This is a genomic window from Sphingomonas swuensis, from assembly GCF_039538045.1.
GTDB classification, from domain to species: Bacteria; Pseudomonadota; Alphaproteobacteria; order Sphingomonadales; family Sphingomonadaceae; genus Sphingomicrobium; species Sphingomicrobium swuense.
The window spans coordinates 789,325-805,147 of sequence record NZ_BAABBQ010000001.1; the positions used below are offsets into that span (position 1 = coordinate 789,325).

The 15,823-nt window shown below is 66.3% G+C and carries 19 protein-coding genes; 9 read left to right on the forward strand and 10 right to left on the reverse strand.

Going from position 1 to position 15,823, the window contains the following annotated elements:
• The first annotated feature begins 2 nt into the window (after positions 1–2).
• Positions 3–476, forward strand: a complete 474-nt coding sequence (locus ABD727_RS03940; protein ID WP_344708020.1) for a DUF6456 domain-containing protein — start codon at positions 3–5, stop codon at positions 474–476.
• 111 nt (positions 477–587) lie between these two features.
• On the opposite strand, the gene ABD727_RS03945 is transcribed toward ABD727_RS03940, so the two are convergent.
• The 4 genes from ABD727_RS03945 to rpsF all read right to left on the reverse strand — a co-directional run bounded on the left by ABD727_RS03945 (position 588) and on the right by rpsF (position 2,429).
• A complete protein-coding gene (locus ABD727_RS03945; protein ID WP_344706080.1) occupies positions 588–1,049 on the reverse strand; it encodes a hypothetical protein in 462 nt (153 codons plus the stop codon).
• A 157-nt stretch (positions 1,050–1,206) separates the two neighbouring features.
• Entirely contained in the window at positions 1,207–1,803 is a 597-nt protein-coding gene (rplI, locus tag ABD727_RS03950; RefSeq protein WP_344706081.1) for a 50S ribosomal protein L9, read from the reverse strand.
• Between the two features lie 11 nt (positions 1,804–1,814).
• Complete coding sequence (rpsR, locus tag ABD727_RS03955; RefSeq protein WP_344706082.1) at positions 1,815–2,039, reverse strand: 30S ribosomal protein S18; 225 nt, start codon at positions 2,037–2,039, stop codon at positions 1,815–1,817.
• Between the two features lie 3 nt (positions 2,040–2,042).
• A complete protein-coding gene (rpsF, locus tag ABD727_RS03960; RefSeq protein ID WP_344708021.1) occupies positions 2,043–2,429 on the reverse strand; it encodes a 30S ribosomal protein S6 in 387 nt (128 codons plus the stop codon).
• Between the two features lie 217 nt (positions 2,430–2,646).
• On the opposite strand from rpsF, the gene ABD727_RS03965 reads away from it, so the two are divergent.
• The 3 genes from ABD727_RS03965 (at position 2,647) to alr (ending at position 5,205) form a co-directional block, all read left to right on the forward strand.
• Positions 2,647–3,129, forward strand: coding sequence for a DUF2793 domain-containing protein (locus tag ABD727_RS03965; RefSeq protein WP_344706083.1), 483 nt, complete (start codon positions 2,647–2,649; stop codon positions 3,127–3,129).
• 111 nt (positions 3,130–3,240) lie between these two features.
• Positions 3,241–4,101, forward strand: a complete 861-nt coding sequence (locus tag ABD727_RS03970; protein ID WP_344706084.1) for an outer membrane protein — start codon at positions 3,241–3,243, stop codon at positions 4,099–4,101.
• A gap of 84 nt (positions 4,102–4,185) precedes the next feature.
• Complete coding sequence (gene alr, locus ABD727_RS03975; RefSeq protein ID WP_344706085.1) at positions 4,186–5,205, forward strand: alanine racemase; 1,020 nt, start codon at positions 4,186–4,188, stop codon at positions 5,203–5,205.
• Here alr and nth read toward each other — a convergent pair.
• Genes nth through ABD727_RS03990 form a run of 3 tightly spaced genes read right to left on the reverse strand, consistent with a single transcriptional unit; the run spans position 5,165 to position 6,981 of the window.
• A complete protein-coding gene (gene nth, locus ABD727_RS03980; RefSeq protein ID WP_344706086.1) occupies positions 5,165–5,842 on the reverse strand; it encodes an endonuclease III in 678 nt (225 codons plus the stop codon). The two genes, alr and nth, sit on opposite strands and share 41 nt — an antisense overlap.
• Positions 5,839–6,549 (reverse strand): 4-hydroxy-tetrahydrodipicolinate reductase, encoded by a 711-nt coding sequence (gene dapB, locus ABD727_RS03985; protein ID WP_344706087.1) that lies wholly within the window; start codon positions 6,547–6,549, stop codon positions 5,839–5,841. The genes nth and dapB overlap by 4 nt, the downstream gene beginning before the upstream one ends.
• Before the next feature lie 39 nt (positions 6,550–6,588).
• Positions 6,589–6,981 (reverse strand): acyl-CoA thioesterase, encoded by a 393-nt coding sequence (locus ABD727_RS03990; protein WP_344706088.1) that lies wholly within the window; start codon positions 6,979–6,981, stop codon positions 6,589–6,591.
• Between the two features lie 58 nt (positions 6,982–7,039).
• On the opposite strand from ABD727_RS03990, the gene ABD727_RS03995 reads away from it, so the two are divergent.
• Positions 7,040–7,759, forward strand: coding sequence for an NAD-dependent deacylase (locus tag ABD727_RS03995; RefSeq protein WP_344706089.1), 720 nt, complete (start codon positions 7,040–7,042; stop codon positions 7,757–7,759).
• Here ABD727_RS03995 and era read toward each other — a convergent pair.
• Genes era through lepB form a run of 3 tightly spaced genes read right to left on the reverse strand, consistent with a single transcriptional unit; the run spans position 7,756 to position 10,093 of the window.
• Positions 7,756–8,649 carry a GTPase Era gene (gene era / locus ABD727_RS04000; protein WP_344706090.1) on the reverse strand — a complete coding sequence of 298 codons (894 nt, stop codon included), beginning with the start codon at positions 8,647–8,649 and terminating at the stop codon, positions 7,756–7,758. The genes ABD727_RS03995 and era overlap by 4 nt on opposite strands.
• The gene (rnc, locus tag ABD727_RS04005; protein WP_344706091.1) at positions 8,646–9,317 is read right to left on the reverse strand and encodes a ribonuclease III; all 672 of its coding nucleotides are present in this window, start codon (positions 9,315–9,317) and stop codon (positions 8,646–8,648) included. Before rnc ends, era begins: the two co-directional genes overlap by 4 nt.
• Positions 9,314–10,093: a signal peptidase I gene (gene lepB, locus ABD727_RS04010; RefSeq protein WP_344708022.1), complete on the reverse strand. Its 780-nt coding sequence runs from the start codon at positions 10,091–10,093 to the stop codon at positions 9,314–9,316. Before lepB ends, rnc begins: the two co-directional genes overlap by 4 nt.
• An 83-nt stretch (positions 10,094–10,176) precedes the next feature.
• On the opposite strand from lepB, the gene pgi reads away from it, so the two are divergent.
• From pgi to ABD727_RS04030, 4 genes are read left to right on the forward strand one after another with little or no spacing between them, the layout of a single operon-like run.
• On the forward strand, positions 10,177–11,658 hold the full coding sequence (gene pgi, locus ABD727_RS04015) for a glucose-6-phosphate isomerase (RefSeq protein WP_344706092.1): 1,482 nt from the start codon (positions 10,177–10,179) through the stop codon (positions 11,656–11,658).
• Positions 11,655–13,004, forward strand: a complete 1,350-nt coding sequence (gene gorA, locus ABD727_RS04020; protein ID WP_344706093.1) for a glutathione-disulfide reductase — start codon at positions 11,655–11,657, stop codon at positions 13,002–13,004. The genes pgi and gorA overlap by 4 nt, the downstream gene beginning before the upstream one ends.
• A 36-nt stretch (positions 13,005–13,040) precedes the next feature.
• Positions 13,041–14,666, forward strand: a complete 1,626-nt coding sequence (locus tag ABD727_RS04025) for a phytoene desaturase family protein (protein ID WP_344708023.1) — start codon at positions 13,041–13,043, stop codon at positions 14,664–14,666.
• Entirely contained in the window at positions 14,663–15,817 is a 1,155-nt protein-coding gene (locus ABD727_RS04030) for a CaiB/BaiF CoA transferase family protein (RefSeq protein ID WP_344706094.1), read from the forward strand. Before ABD727_RS04025 ends, ABD727_RS04030 begins: the two co-directional genes overlap by 4 nt.
• Positions 15,818–15,823 lie beyond the last annotated feature (6 nt).

A 15,823-nucleotide genomic window follows, 5' to 3' on the forward strand; every position in this document is an offset into this window, starting at 1 on the left:
GAATGCTAGTCGAACGTCCGATCAACGACGCGCGGCCTGGAGGCAGGACACCTCGCAGGTCCGTCACGGTGAACGAAGTCGAGTCGCCGCTTGGCTGGCTTCGCTCTCGCGGCCATCTGACCGAGCGGCAATTCGATGCCGGGGAGCAGCTCCGCAGCGACTGGGAACGGGCCCAACTCTCTCCGAGGGTGACGATGGGCTGGGATCCGTCACCGATCGCACGGGGTCGTCGGGGCCCGGCTGACACGCTGCACCCGAGCGAGCGACAACTCGGTGCACGAGCGCGATTTGACGCAGCGTTGCAGGCTGCGGGTCCGGGGATGTCGGACATACTCTGGCGGGTGGTGTGCGCGGGTGAGGGCATGCGAGAGGCGGAGACGGCGCTCGGATGGCCTGCCAGGGCTGGCAAGCTCGTCCTCTCAATGGCACTCGATCGGGTGGCCGACTATTATCACCTCAGCGGGAGGAGTGGCTAGGCCTCGCTGGGGAACAGCGCCCAAGCATCCCGAGGAGTAATCACTCGCATGCTCGGCTGGGTGACGCAATGAGAGGTTGGGAGCACCCGGTCAGGGCGCCCCCCATCATCGTCACAGATTGCTGCCTTCAACATCGCTCTCGCGACCTTGTGATCGCTCGACCTCGATATCAGTGGTTCTGCTGCCCTCATCAGAACCCATCAAATCTTCGTTCAGGGCACCCTGGCCTTGGTCGGCGAAGTTCTGAGAGTCTTCGTCGCGAGCCTGCGAGCGGTCAGACTGAGCGCCGGTTGAGCCCATGTCACCCGAGCCGCTGAAGAGCCCGTTGCCGGATCCCTCCTGCTGGGACTGGCGGGCCGTCTGGCCCATGTCGCTTTCCTGCCCGAGTTTACTGCTATTCTGGCTCAGCGTGTCGAAATCGCCGCTGTTGCCGTAGGAAGCCTGGCCGGTCACCATGCTGCCATCCTGGGCTTCAGTGCTGTTCTGCTGCTGCTGTCCGGTTGGCCGCTGGTCACGTTCTCCGGCGGGCTCACGATCTTGCGAATGGTCTGGCGTGCGTTCATCGGCATTCATGATCTAATCCTCCGTTGTCCCGTGCTCTTGCGACCAAAAAGCCTGGGGAAGTCAGAGCGTTCCGGGTTCTGCGGTCGAAAGGGTTCAGGTGCGTCAAAAGAAAAGGGCCGCCCGGTCTGCCCGGACGGCCCTTATCCCGTATCGATCTGACGGAAGATCAGGCGGCTTCGGCCGGACCCTCATCAGCAGAGACCTCGGCAGTTGCACCCGGCTCCGCGTTCGGATCATAGTCCTCAGTGAAGCCAGTGGCATCACGTTCGAACATCTGAGCCATGACGTCCACGCCCTGAGCCTGCAGGTCGGCCTCTTCCGGCGAGCGGGCGACGTTGACCTTGACGGTCACGGCCACTTCCGGGTGAAGCGCGACGCGGACTTCGTGAAGGCCGATCGCCTTGATCGGTCGATCAAGAACGATCTGGCTCTTGGCCACCTTCGCACCGTCGGCCTCAAGGGCATCGACGATGTCGCGGGCACTCACCGAGCCGTAGAGCTGGCCGGTGTTGGAGGCCTGGCGGATAAGCTGGACCGTCTTGCCGTCCACGCCCTTGGCCGACTCTTCCGCAACCGAGCGACGCTCGGCGTTATCCGACTCAATCTTGGCACGATTGGTTTCGAACAGCTTCCGGTTGGCGTCGTTCGCACGAAGCGCCTTCTTGTTCGGAAGCAGGTAGTTGCGAGCGAAACCGTTCTTGACGGTGACGACGTCGCCGATGGCGCCGAGCTTCTCGACGCGTTCAAGCAGGATGACTTCCATGGTGGCGCTCCTTACTTGACGACGTAGGGCAGCAAGCCGATGTGGCGGGCGCGCTTGATCGCCTTGGCCAGCTCGCGCTGCTTCTTGGTGCTCACCGCAGTGATGCGGCTCGGAACGATCTTACCACGCTCGGACACGAAGCCCTGAAGCAGGCGCACGTCCTTGTAGTCGATCGTGGGAGCGTCCTTGCCGGAAAAGGGACAGGACTTGCGGCGGCGGAAAAATGCACGGGCCATTGATCAGGCTCCCATGTCTTCGCGAGGACCACGCTCAGGGCGGTCCGAGCGGCTGCTGCGATCGCGCTCCTGACGGCGCATCATGGCCGACGGGCCCTTCTCATGATCGTCGACGCGGACGGTCATGTAGCGGATCACGTCTTCGTTGATGCTCGTCTGGCGCTCGAGTTCGGCCACGGCCGCAGCCGGAGCGTCGATGTCGAGCATCACGTAATGAGCCTTGCGATTCTTGGCGATGCGATAGGCAAGGCCGCGAAGACCCCAGGTCTCGGCCTTGACGATGTTCCCGCCAAATTCCTTGATGATGTTGGTCGCATTCTCAGCAAGAGCATCGACCTGGGCCTGCGCCAAGTCCTGCCTTGCGAGAAAGACATGCTCGTAAAGCGGCATGGTTTCTCTCATGTTGGCCGATCGCTGACGCCCGCCCCATGCAGACGCCCCTCCGGCTTTCTTCTCAATTGATGGTCCACCATCCAGACGAGCCGAACAGCGGACGCGGGCCACTGGCACAGGTGGATGAAGATTACAAGCCAAAGGCCTGAAGCCGCTCACACAACTAACCAAATACGCACAAAACGGTTGACATCGTGACGTTGTTCTGGCACAAGTGGGCACGCTAGGACGAATCGGCGGCCAGGGGCAGAAGGAGCTGACCCACAACGAAAGCTTGTTGCTCCTCGATGGGCTTGCCCAAGCCACCTGCGCAAGCGGTGGTCCCGCGAACGAACCACCCGTTTCGCCGCAAGCAGGTCAAGCCTTCATTTGCGGATTGTCGCCGATGGGAGATTGGGAAGGGCAGGCAAATGCTTTTGCCATTTGGACCGAGGGGGGCTGGAGGTTCGTACAAGCCTTCGAAGGTATGCAAGCCAGCGAAATGCTTACCGGATGTCCCTGGCGCTTCACCGCCGGCCAGTGGGTACGAGGAGAACTCTGCGCAGAGGCCATCCTTGTCGACGGCAAAAAGGTCCTTGGTGGTCAGCTGCCGGCGATCTCGGCGCCCAGTGGAGGGGCGACAATCGACGTCGAGTGCAGGGCTCAACTCACGGCGGTGATCGCCGCGCTTCGCACCCATGGCCTTATAGCATCATGACTGAGGCTTAGAGGCAACAGGATGCGACTTTCGTGAGCAGTAAGCAAAGAAGCTGAGGAACATTGCGACCTAGGCCATATTAAGACACCCACCATAAGAGGGAGGGGATCAATGCCTTCGAAGCTACACTTACTTGCTGCTGCGGCCCTCGCCGCGGTGTCGTCCAACGCCTTGGCACGCGATGGCGTTTCCTATGTCGGCATCGAGGCCGGCGTGATGAAGCCCAAGAACCTTAGCCTCGATTATCAGCTCGGGACCTTGTCGGTCGACAATGGCTTCCGTCTGGAACACGAGAGCGGTTTTGATGCCGACGTGATTGTTGGCCACGATTTCGGTCTCCTGCGTGCTGAAGCCGAGCTTGGCTGGAAGCGCGCGGGGATTGAGGACGTCCGCGTCGCGCCAGCCGTCTTTGCGACGACCACCCGCCCGGCGGTCTCCGGTCGCACGCGTGTCTTTTCGGCCATGGCGAACCTCCTCTTCGACTTCGGCTCGAACGACGGCCTTCAGGTGTACGCAGGCGGTGGTGTTGGCGGAGCCAAGGTCGACGTCGAGAGCGCGATCACCGGCCCGGGAGTGCCGACCGGTGCCGGGATCAACGGCGACGATCGCTCCTTTGCCTGGCAGCTGCTTGCCGGCATGCGCATGCCGGTTAGCGATGTCGTCGATCTTGGCCTGAAGTACCGCTACTTCAACGCCAAGCTCGACCTCACCGATCCGAATGGAGCCGCGGCCGACGAGAGCGTCGACGGCAAGTTCCGGTCGCACTCGCTGCTTGCCAGCCTGATCCTCAACCTGGGCGCTCGCGCCGCACCGGTCGAGGTTGCGCCTCCTCCGCCGCCGCCGCCGCCTCCTCCGCCTCCTCCTCCGGCCACCCAGACTTGTCCCGACGGATCGGTCATCCTGGCGACCGACGCCTGCCCGGTGCCGCCGCCTCCTCCCCCTCCGCCGCCGCCCGCACCGGTCCGCGGCTAACGATCAACAAAAATGGCTCCCGAGCAGACCGCTCGGGAGCCATTTTTCTCGACCAAGTCGCACGAGCGCCTTAGTGGCGCGAGCATGCACCAGCCTCTTCGGCTTCGCTGCGACGAAGCGGCGCTTGCCGCCAATTATCGCTCCCTGCAGACACGCGCTGGCGCGCAAGCCGGTGCCGCGATCAAGGCGAATGCCTATGGTCTTGGTGCAGCGGGAGCCGCCCGAGCCCTCTGGAACGAAGGATGTCGTGACTTCTTCGTCTCGACCTATTGGGAAGCCGCAGAACTCGCCTTTCTGCCAACCGGATCGATTTCCGTGCTTCACGGCATTGGTCCGACCGACGAGCCACTCCCGGGCGTCCGGCCCGTCCTCATCAGCGTTGAACAGATTGCGCGCTGGAAGAGCCGGGGAGGTCCCGCGCAGCCCTGCGACGTGATGATCGACACCGGCATGAACCGGCTCGGCATCACTCGCGAAGAGATTGGCGCGCTCGACGGGCTGACCATCCACACCCTTCACAGCCATCTTGCCTGCGCTGACGAAGAGCATCCGCTCAACGCTGCGCAGCTGAGCCGCTTCCGCGCCGCAAGCGACTCCATACCCGCGCAGCGCTACAGCCTGGCCAACAGTGCGGGCATATTTCTAGGCCGAGACTATGCCTTTGATCTGGTCCGGCCAGGCCTGGCTCTTTACGGCGGGATTCCGCGGAGCGAGGCGCGTTCCACCATCAAGCCCGTACTTTCGCTCGAAGCGCAGGTCGTCCAGGTTCGCCGGGTTCGTTCAGGCGAGAGCGTCGGCTACAACGCCACCTTTGTCGCACCGTCCGACATGTCCGTCGCAATCATCAATGTCGGCTATGCGGATGGGTACCGACGACATTTCTCCTCGCTTGGCAAAGCCACCTTCGGAGGCGCCGAGCTGCCCGTGATTGGCCGGGTCTCCATGGACCTTGTCGCTCTCGACGCGGGTGTTGCGTCCGAGATTGGAGAGGGTGACTGGGTAACGCTCGACTTCGATCTCGAGCGCAGCGCGGCGCTGACCGGCCAGTCGCAATATGAGCTGCTTACTGGGCTTGGTCGGCGGTACCAGAGGATCTGGTCTTAGGAGGCGCCAGCTTCTTTTCGCGATAGCGACAGAGGTCGACGATCGGACATCTCCAGCATTCGGGCGCTCGAGCCTTGCAGATGTAGCGTCCGTGCAAAATCAGCCAATGGTGCGCATGGAGCAGGAACGGAGCCGGCGTGACCTTGGCCAGCTTGAGCTCGACGTCCAGCGGCGTCTTGCCCGGCGCAAGGCCGGTCCGGTTCGACACGCGGAACACGTGCGTATCGACCGCAATCGTCGGCTGACCGAAAGCGATGTTGAGCACCACATTGGCCGTTTTCCGCCCAACCCCGGCAAGCTGTTCCAGCGCCGCCCGGTCCTGCGGGACCTCGCCGCCATGCAGGTCGACAAGCTGCCGGGCCATCAGCATGACGTTCTTGGCCTTGGTGTTGAACAGGCCGATCGTCTTGATCTGCTCACGAACGGCATCCTCGCCGAGCGCCAGCATCTTCGTTGGCGTGTCGGCAAGCGCGAATAGCCGCCTGGTCGCGAGATTGACGCTCACGTCCGTGGCCTGCGCCGACAGCGCGACCGCCACCAGCAGCGTATAGGGATTAACCCACTCCAGCTCGCCCTCGGGCTCCGGATTGAGCTCGGCAAGTCGCAGGTAGAGCTCGGCGACGTCGGCCTTCTTCACATCGCCTCGACCACGTCGCGCATGGAATAGAGCCCGGCGTCCCTGCCGCGCAGGAAGCGCGCCGCCGCAAGTGCGCCCCGTGCGAAGAGCATCCGGTCCTCGGCGCGGTGGGACAGGACGAGGCGCTCCTGCCGGCCAGCGAAGATGACGTCGTGATCGCCGACCACGGTCCCGCCGCGCAGGGCCGCAAAGCCGATCGCGCCTTCCTCCCTTTGCAGGTTGCGGCCGCTCCGAGCTTCCTCGCGCTCGAGTGCATGTCCGCGCCCCTGCGCGGCGGCGTCGCCAAGCAGCAAGGCTGTCCCCGATGGCGCATCGCGCTTCAGCCGGTGATGCATTTCCAGCACTTCGATGTCCCACTCCGATCCCAGCACCCGGGCTGCCCGTTCGACGAGTTCAGACAGGAGCGCTACTCCGAGCGAGGTGTTGGCAGCGCGCAATACCGCCACATGCCGGCCTGCCTCGGCGATCCGCCGATCCGCGAAGTCGTCGAGGCCGGTCGTCCCGATGAGGATCGGCGTTCCGCTGCGGGTCGCCCGGTCGAGCGACGTGGAAAGGGCCTCCGGAACCGAGAAGTCGACGATAACGTCGCCACGATCCGGATCGAACTGGATGTCGCCCGCCTCCTCGGCGGCGAGGGCGATCGCCCGGCCCATCCGACCGTTCGGAGCGATCAGGGTGAGGCGTAGGGGCTGCTGGTCGGTCCGCATCGCCCCGTCTTGGCGTTCCGGCTCGTCCGAGGCAATGGCTCAGCCCTGGGCGAGCGGCACGAAGCGGCTGACCACTTCCTTGGCAAGGCGGGCCGGACGCATCGAGGTCGCGTCGAGGCAGCACCAGGTGCTTTTCACCTCCGCAAGGACATCCTCGCCCCGGCGGATTACCGTCGTGAACAGCGCCTTGGCGCCCAGCACCCGCTCGGCGATGACGTCGGCGACCACCACGTCCTCGAGGAAGGTCGGACGCCGGAATTCGATCTCATGCTTGAGCGCGACCCACAGGTGCCGCGCCACCGCGTCGGACGGGGCCACTTTCTCCCAGTAACGGACGACCGCTTCCTGCACCCACTTGAGGTACACGCTGTTGTTCACGTGCCCCATATGGTCGATGTCGGCTGGCTCGATTCCGATGCTGTGGCGGTACATGCATCCTTTATCGTGCGGCAATGCTTAACTGACAATGGTGTAAACAGCGGCTTTGGAGATGATTGCGACGAACGTGCGGAAAGATGCGGCTATTGTCGTCCTGACCGGGGCTGGCATCTCCGCCGACAGCGGGGTCGCGACCTTCCGCGGTCCTGACGGCTTATGGGAAGGCCACCGAGTCGAGGATGTCGCGACTCCCGAGGCGTTCGCCAGCGACCCCGTCCTCGTACACCATTTCTACGACCAGCGGCGGGCACGGCTTCTGGAGGTGGCACCCAATGCCGCCCACTTCGCGCTCGCCCGGCTCGAGCATCAATGGGCCGGTTCGGTGCTCGTCGTCACCCAGAATGTCGACGACCTGCACGAGCGGAGCGGCTCGGCGGCCCTCGTCCACATGCACGGCGCGCTGAACAGCGGCTGGTGCCTCGCCTGCAACGCGCGCTTCGCCTGGTCCGGAGCGATGGGGGAGGGCGCCCGCTGCCCGCGCTGCGGCACGGTCGGCAAGGTCCGTCCCGACATCGTCTGGTTCGGCGAGATGCCTTACGAAATGGAGCGGATCGACGAGGCGGTGCGGGCCTGCGACCTGTTCGTCTCGATCGGCACGTCGGGCGCGGTCTACCCCGCTGCAGGCCTCGTCCAGACCGCCCGCTACGTCGGTGCCCACTGCGTCGAGCTCAATCTCGACCCAAGCCAGGGAAGCATCTTCTTCCACGAGACCCGCCTAGGCCGCGCCGCCGAGATCGTGCCCGCCTTCGTCGACGAACTGCTCGCGGGCTAGTTCGACCACTCCAGCCCGATGTCCTGGTACAGGCTGCGGTCCTCGCTCCAGCGCGGCGCCACCTTCACGTGCAGGAACAGGTGCACCTTGCGCCCGAGATGCTCGCCGATCGCCTCGCGCGCCCGGGCACCGATCTCCTTCAGCCGGCTCCCGCCCTTGCCGAGGACGATCGCCTTCTGGCTGTCGCGCTCGATCAATATCTGTTGGTGGATGACCGTCGAACCGTCCTTGCGCTCTTCCCACTTCTCCGTCTCGACCGCCGAGGAATAGGGCAGTTCGGCGTGGAGCTGGAGATAAAGCTGCTCGCGGGTCAACTCGGCCGCGACCATCCGGTCGGTGGCGTCGCTGAGCTGGTCCTCGGGATAATGCCACGGCCCGTCCGGCATCACCCCAGCAAGGTGCCGCTTCAAGTCCGCCACCCCGTCGCCGCTGGTCGCGGCGACCATGAACACCTGCTCGGGGCTGAGCCGTGCCGACAGCTCGGTCGCGAGCTTCAGGAGGTCGCCCTTGTTGGCGATGTCGACCTTGTTGAGCACCAATATTCGCGGCTCGGGGCGATTCTCGACACCCTCCAGCACCATCTCCGCCCGAGCGCCGAGCTTGGCGGCGGCATCGACCACCAGCAGCACCCGGTCGGCCGACTCGGCGCCCTCCCAGGCTGCCTTGACCATCGCCCGGTCGAGCCGCCGGCGCGGCGCGAAGATGCCGGGAGTGTCGACCAGCAGGATCTGCGACCGATCCTCGATCGCGATCCCCATCAGACGCGCGCGGGTCGTCTGCGCCTTGGGGCTGACGATCGCCACCTTCTGCCCGACCAGCGCATTGACGAGGGTCGACTTGCCCGCGTTCGGCGCGCCGAGCACCGCCACCAGTCCGCAACGGTCGCTCACTTCAACTTCTCCAGCATCGCCGCCGCGGCGGCCGTTTCGGCTTCCTGCTTGCTCGATCCGACGCCTTCCGCCTCGCCGAGACTTCCGAGGCTCACCTTGACGGTGAATTTCGGCGCATGGCTCGGTCCGCTTGTGTGCACCACCTCATAGGCGGGCGAACGTCGCTTGCGCGCTTCGGCCAGTTCGTGGAGCAGCGACTTGGGATGGCGCGGCGCTTCGCCGCCGAGCACCGCAAGGTGCGGCTCCCAATGCACCCGGATGAACTGACGCGCCTTTTCCAGCCCGCCATCGAGGTAGAGAGCCGCGATCAGCGCCTCGACCACGTCGCCGACCACATTCTCGCTCCGCGCCGCACCGTCCTCGCGGGCCTGGCGGCCTAGGCGCATCGTCGCCGGGACCCCGATCGCTTGGCCGACCTCGGCGCAGGTCGCGCGCGACACGAGGCTGGTCAGCCGGTGCGACAGCTGTCCTTCGGGATCTCGCGGAAAACGCTCTTCCAGCCATTCGGCGATGACCAGGCCGAGCACCCGGTCGCCAAGGAATTCGAGCCGCTGATAATGCTGCTTGCCGTGGCTCGGGTGGGTCAGTGCCCGCTCGAACAGGCTCAACTCCTTGGGCGCATGCCCCAGCCGCTCGGCGACGAACGCCTTCACATTGGCCCCGCTCAATGCCTGTCTCCGATGCGCTCGCCGCGCGCCGCGCTGAACCAGGTCCAGGGCCACAGTCCGGCGCTCCCGTCGGTCGACCAGAAGGTCGTCATCGCCCGACCGACCACCGCCTCGAGCGGGACGAACCCCATTCCGCCGATCGCCGGCGCGATCCGGCTGTCGGCACTGTCGTCGCGATTGTCGCCCATCATGAAGAGGTTGCCGGCAGGCACCGTGACCGGACCGAACTCGTCGACGATCGGGTTTTGGGTCTGGTCGAGAACCACATAGCTCTTTCCGCCCGGAAGCGTCTCACGCCAGGCATCGTAGAGGCACCGGCCGTCCACTTCCTTCGGCACGACCGCGCGGCAGGGAGAGTTGGGGCTGATCGTGACCGCCTGATCGGCCAAGCGGGCGCGCGGCACGGGCGTGCCGTTCAGCACCAGCGCGCCGCCACGGGTGGCGATCGTGTCGCCCGGAAGGCCGATGACCCGCTTGATCACGTCCTGCCCCTCGGGGCCGCGGAACACCACCACGTCGCCGCGCTCGGGCAGGCTTGCAAACAGCCGGCCGCTGATCGGCGGAAAGCCGAACAGGAAGCTCGCCCGGCTGTAGCCGTAGGGCCATTTGGCCACGAGCAGATAGTCGCCGATGTAGAGGCCGGGGAGCATCGATCCCGAGGGAATGCTGAATGGCGCGATGATCAGGCTTCGAAGCACCCAGGCGAACAGCAGCAGCCCGAGCAGCAATCGCCACAGGCTGCCTTCTTTCTTCTTCTTGTCGCTTGCGTCGCTCATCGGGGTCAGGCCTTGCCGCTCGGCAGTGCGATCGGTCAACCCGGCAGGGTGGTAATCGGGTGGCCGCTCGCTATGTCCCGCCCATGTCCTCACCATCCTTTCTCGCCGATTTCCGCCGCGAGCCGCTGGCCGACCTCTTCGCAGCTGATCCCGCGCGGGCCGAGCACCTCGCCTTCGATCTTGCCGACATCCGCTTCGACTTCGCCAAGACCCACCTGACCCCCGAGCTGCTCGGCAGGGTCGATGCCACGCCTTACTCCGAGGCGCTGTCCCGCCTGCTCGCGGGCGAGGTGGTTAACCCCACCGAGGGCCGCGCCGCCGAGCATCTTGCCGAGCGGGGGACGGGCTCGGCCGACAGCGTGGCGCTTGCCCGCTCGCGTCATGCCCGGATGCGCGCGCTCGTCGACGCGATCGAAGTGGGAGCCTTCGGCGACATCACCGGCATCCTCCACATCGGCATCGGCGGCTCGGCACTCGGCCCGGCACTGCTGGTCGACGCGCTTGGCCGCACCGAGCGGCAGTATAAGGTCGAGATCCTGTCGAACATCGACGGGCAGGCGGTCGACGAGGCGTTTGCCCGGCTCGATCCCGCGACCACGCTCGTCGCCATCGCCTCCAAGACCTTCACCACGGCGGAGACTCTCCGCAACGCCGACGCCGCGCTTGGCTGGCTCGAGGAGGCCGGGGTCGAGGATCCCTACGGACGGCTGATCGCAATCACCGCCGCGCCCGAGCGCGCGGTCGCCTTCGGGATCGACGAAACCCGGGTCCTTCCCTTCGCCGAGTCGGTCGGCGGCCGCTACTCGTTGTGGTCGGCAATCGGCTTTCCGGCTGCCCTTGCGCTTGGCGTCGAAGCCTTCGACCAACTGCTCGAGGGCGCCGCTCTGGTCGACGCGCATGTCGCCGAGGCCGCGCCGCAAGCGAACGTGCCGCTGATCGCGGCCGTCTCCGATATCCTCTACGCGCGCGGCCTCGGTGCCGAGACCCGCGCCATCTTCGCCTATGACGAGCGACTTCGGCTGCTTCCCTCCTACCTCCAGCAGCTGGTGATGGAATCGAACGGCAAGTCGGCGACCCTTGCCGGCCAGCCGGTCGATGGCCCGACCTCGGCCATCCTGTGGGGCGGCACTGGCACCGACGCGCAGCACGCGGTCTTCCAGCTGCTCCACCAGGGCACCCACCTCTTGCCCGTCGAATTCGTCGCCGTCTCCGCGCAATCCGATGAGCAGGATCCGGACCACCACCGCGAACTTCTGCTCAACTGCTTCGCCCAGGGCGCGGCGCTGATGACCGGGCGCTCCTCGGACGATCCGCACCGCAGCTATGCCGGCGACCGGCCCTCGACCACCATCCTCCTCGACGATCTCGATCCGCTGACTTTGGGCGCGCTCATCGCCTTCTACGAGCACCGCACCTTTGCCGAGGCGGCCTTGCTGGGGATCAATCCCTTCGACCAGTTCGGGGTCGAGCTCGGCAAGGAAATGGCCCGCGCCATCGACGATCCCGAGACCCGGAGCCGCTTCGATCCCTCCACCCGCGCACTCATCGAAAGGGCCGGCTTGTGACCGACACGTTCGACTTTGACCTGTTCGTCGTCGGAGCCGGTTCGGGCGGGGTTCGTGCCGCGCGCATCGCCGCCGGCCATGGTGCCCGGGTCGCGATCGCCGAGGAACATCGCGTCGGCGGGACCTGCGTCATTCGCGGCTGTGTCCCCAAGAAGCTGCTCGTCTACGGCTCGCACTTCGCCGAGGACCTCGACGATGCCGCCATGTTCGGCTGGGACGTCCCGCAGAAGCGCTTCGACTGGCCGGTGCTACGCGACAATGTGCTGGCCGAGGTCAGCCGGATCGAGGGCGCCTATGGCGAGACGCTGTCGAACCACAAGGTGACCATCCTCAAGACCCGCGCGGTGCTGACGGGCCCCAATTCACTCCGGCTGGACGATGGCCGCACTGTCACCGCGGGCAAGATCCTGCTCGCTCCCGGCGCGCGTCCGGTGCTGCCCGAGATCCCGGGCGTCGAGCATGCGATCACCTCGAACGAGGTCTTCCATCTCGAGCAGATGCCCAGACGGATCGTGATCGTCGGCGGCGGCTACATCGCCAATGAATTCGCCGGCATCTTCCACCAGTTCGGTGCGCATGTGACGATCGTCAATCGCTCCGACACGATCCTGCGCGGCTATGACGAGCAGATCGTCGACCGGCTGGTCAAGATCAGCCTCGCCAAGGGCATCGACTTCCGCTTCAACGCGGGCTTCTCGGCGATTGAGAAGCAGGAGGACGGAAGCCTGCTCTGCCGGATGAAAGGATGCGACGACATCGAGGCCGACGAGGTGCTGTTCGCGATCGGCCGTCAGCCCAACACCGAAGGCCTTGGCCTCGAGGAACTCGGCGTCGCGCTGAGCGATCGCGGCGCGGTCAAGGTCGACGACCAGTATCGCTCGTCGGTGCCCTCAGTCTTCGCGGTCGGCGATGTCACCGACCGGATCCAGCTGACCCCCGTCGCCATCCGCGAGGGCCATGCCTTCGCCGACACCCAGTTCGGCGGCAAGCCCTGCGTCGTCGACTATCACGCCATCCCGAGCGCGGTCTTCTCGCACCCGCCGATCGGCGCGGTCGGGCTGACCGAGGGAGAGGCAAAGAACCAGCTCGGAGTCATCCGCACCTACACTTCGGACTTCCGCCCGATGAAGAACGTGCTCGCCGGACGCAACGAGCGCGCGCTCTACAAGATGATCGTCGATGAGGGCTCGGACAAGGTCGTCGGGCTGCACATGATTGGCCCCGACGCGCCCGAGATCCTCCAGGCCGCCGCCATCGCGGTGAAGGCCGGACTGACCAAGGCCGACTTCGATTCGACGCTAGCGCTGCACCCGAGCATGGCCGAGGAACTCGTCCTGATGCGCTGAGCCGAGTGCCCGCCGTCCCGAACCTCGGCGGCGGGCATCTCGACGAAGCGCGATGCGACCGGCTACGTGGCGTTCGTGACCTACGACGCGATCATCATCGGTGCCGGCCACAACGGCCTCGTCTGCAGCTACTATCTCGCGAAGAAGGGCCTCAAGGTCCTGATCCTCGAGGCGCAGCCCAACGTCGGCGGCGCCGCGGTCACCGACGAGTTCCTCCCCGGCTTCCGCAACAGCGCCGCCAGCTACACGGTCAGCCTTCTCAATCCCAAGGTCATCCGGGATCTCGACCTTGCCCGGCACGGGCTCAAGGTCGTGCTTCGCAAGCAGGACAACTTCCTGCCGGGCGACGGCGACTATCTTCTCGGCGGCCGCAATGGCCTGACCCGCTCGGAGATCGTCCGGCACCACCCCGAGGACGGCGTCGGCTACGACCGCTACATGGCCGAGCTCGAGACCGTCGTCCCGCTCATCCAGAAGTGGCTGCTCAAGGCCCCTCCGCAGGCGGGCGGGGGCATCGGCGGGCTTCCGACCATGCTCAGCCTCGGCCGCGATCTCGTCGGCCTTACGACCGACGAGATCCGCACCGTCCACGACTATGCCACCAAGTCGGCTGGCGACATCCTCGACCGCCACTTCAAGGGCGATCTCGCCAAGGCGCTGTTCGGCTTCGACGGCGTGGTCGGCAACTTCGCCTCGCCCTACACGCCCGGCACCGCCTACGTCCTCCTCCATCACCTGTTCGGCGAGGCCGCCGGCGTGCCCGGTGCCTGGGGCCATGCGATCGGCGGGATGGGGGCGATCACCCAGGCGATGGCCCGCGCCGCGCGCGAGGCCGGAGTCGACATCGTCCTCAACGCTCCTGCCGAGGAGATCATCGTCGAGAAGGGCAGGGCGGTCGGCGTGGTCGCCTCGGGCAAGGCATGGCGCGCGGGCCAGGTCGTTGCCGGGGTCAACCCGCGCCTGCTCTTCCAGCGCCTGCTTCCCGCCGGCGCGGTGCCCGAGAGCGTCGACCGCCACATGACCAACTGGAGCTGCGAAAGCGCGACCTTCCGGATGAACGTCGCCCTGTCCGAACTCCCGCGCTTCACCGTCAAGCCCGAGGCCGGCGACCATCTCACCGCCGGGATCATCATGGCGCCGAGCCTCGGCTACATGGACCGCGCCTTCACCGACGCGAAGCAGCAGGGCTGGTCGCGCGCGCCGATCATCGAGATGCTGATCCCGACCTCGCTCGACGACGGTCTCGCCCCCAAGGGCAGGCATGTCGCCAGCCTGTTCTGCCAGCATTTCCGCTTCGAGCTGCCCGGCAACAAGAGCTGGGACAAGGTCCGCGACAAGGTCGCCGATCACATCATCGCCACCGTCGACAGCCATGCTCCCGGCTTCGCCGCCAGCATCATCGGCCGCCAGATCCACAGCCCGCTCGATCTCGAGCGCCGCTTCGGGCTGATCGGCGGCGACATCTTCCACGGCAAGATGGGCCTCGACCAGCTGTTCAGCGCCCGCCCGATGATCGGCGCGGCCGACTACCGCATGCCCTTGCCCGGCCTCTACCTGTGCGGTTCGGGCGCGCATCCGGGTGGCGGCGTCACCGGCGCGCCCGGCCACAATGCCGCCCGCGCCGTCCTCGCCGATCGCAAGCCGTGGCGCCGCCGCGCATGACCAGACCGCTCGACGGCATCCGGGTCCTCGATCTCAGCCGAGTCCTCGCCGGTCCCTGGTGCACCCAGCTCCTCGCCGACCTCGGCGCCGACGTCGTGAAGATCGAACGGCCGGGGCAGGGGGACGACACTCGCCACTGGGGTCCGCCGTGGCATGGCGAGGGGGACGAGCGCGTCGCCGCCTACTTTCTCGCCGCCAATCGCGGCAAGCGCAGTGCCGCGATCGACCTTGCTTCCCCGCAGGGTGCCGAGCAGGTCCGGGCGCTGGCCGAACGAAGCGACGTCGTGGTGGAGAACTTCAAGGTCGGCGCGCTTGCCAAATATGGGCTCGATGCGGCCACCCTCCGCGCCCGGGACCCGCGCCTCGTCTATGCCTCGATCACCGGTTTCGGCCAGGATGGTCCTCGCGCCGCGCAGGCCGGCTACGACTTCATGATCCAGGGCCAGGCCGGGCTGATGAGCATTACCGGTCTTCCCGACGAGGTCGCCAATGGCGGTCCGCTCCGCGCCGGGGTCGCCATCGTCGACCTGTTCACCGGAATGTACACCGCCAACGCCATTCTCGCCGCGCTGGTCCGTCGCGGGACGACGGGTGAGGGAGCGACCATCGACAGCGCCCTGTTCGACTGCGGTCTCGCGCTCCTCGCCAATCAGGCCTCCAACTATCTCGTCGGCGGCAAGGAACCCTCGCGTCAGGGAAACACGCACCCCAACCTCGTTCCCTACCAGCCCTTCGCTTGCGCCGACCTGCCGCTGATCATCGCTGTCGGCAACGATCGCCAGTTTGCCGCGCTCGCCGCGCTGCTCGGGCGAGCCGAGTGGGGCAGCGACCCCCGTTTCGCCACCAACGCGGCTCGCATCGCCAACCGCGCCGAGCTGGTCGCCGCGATCGAAGCGATCACCCGCACCCGGCCGGCGGCCTTCTGGTACGAGGCCTGCGAGCGTGCGGGGATTCCTGCCGGCCCGATCAACGGCATCGCCGAGGCGCTCGCCGACCCGCAGGCTACCCACCGCGCCATGCTCCGCGAGATGGAAGGAATGCGCCTCCTCGGCGGCCCGCTTCGCCTCGACGGCGAGCGGTTGGACTCCGACCGCCCGCCGCCGCGCTTGGGCCAGCACACCGCCGAGATCCTCGCCGAGCTCGACGCCTAGGAACCA

What these genes read in the sequence shown, in the direction of transcription:
- ABD727_RS03940 (WP_344708020.1), top strand. Translation starts at nt 3, where the DNA reads ATGCTAGTCGAACGTCCGATCAACGACGCGCGGCCTGGAGGCAGGACA.
- ABD727_RS03945 (WP_344706080.1), bottom strand. Translation starts at nt 1,049, where the DNA reads ATGAATGCCGATGAACGCACGCCAGACCATTCGCAAGATCGTGAGCCC.
- rplI (WP_344706081.1), bottom strand. Translation starts at nt 1,803, where the DNA reads ATGGAAGTCATCCTGCTTGAACGCGTCGAGAAGCTCGGCGCCATCGGC.
- rpsR (WP_344706082.1), bottom strand. Translation starts at nt 2,039, where the DNA reads ATGGCCCGTGCATTTTTCCGCCGCCGCAAGTCCTGTCCCTTTTCCGGC.
- rpsF (WP_344708021.1), bottom strand. Translation starts at nt 2,429, where the DNA reads ATGCCGCTTTACGAGCATGTCTTTCTCGCAAGGCAGGACTTGGCGCAG.
- ABD727_RS03970 (WP_344706084.1), top strand. Translation starts at nt 3,241, where the DNA reads ATGCCTTCGAAGCTACACTTACTTGCTGCTGCGGCCCTCGCCGCGGTG.
- alr (WP_344706085.1), top strand. Translation starts at nt 4,186, where the DNA reads ATGCACCAGCCTCTTCGGCTTCGCTGCGACGAAGCGGCGCTTGCCGCC.
- dapB (WP_344706087.1), bottom strand. Translation starts at nt 6,549, where the DNA reads ATGCGGACCGACCAGCAGCCCCTACGCCTCACCCTGATCGCTCCGAAC.
- ABD727_RS03990 (WP_344706088.1), bottom strand. Translation starts at nt 6,981, where the DNA reads ATGTACCGCCACAGCATCGGAATCGAGCCAGCCGACATCGACCATATG.
- ABD727_RS03995 (WP_344706089.1), top strand. Translation starts at nt 7,040, where the DNA reads ATGATTGCGACGAACGTGCGGAAAGATGCGGCTATTGTCGTCCTGACC.
- lepB (WP_344708022.1), bottom strand. Translation starts at nt 10,093, where the DNA reads ATGAGCGACGCAAGCGACAAGAAGAAGAAAGAAGGCAGCCTGTGGCGA.
- pgi (WP_344706092.1), top strand. Translation starts at nt 10,177, where the DNA reads ATGTCCTCACCATCCTTTCTCGCCGATTTCCGCCGCGAGCCGCTGGCC.
- ABD727_RS04030 (WP_344706094.1), top strand. Translation starts at nt 14,663, where the DNA reads ATGACCAGACCGCTCGACGGCATCCGGGTCCTCGATCTCAGCCGAGTC.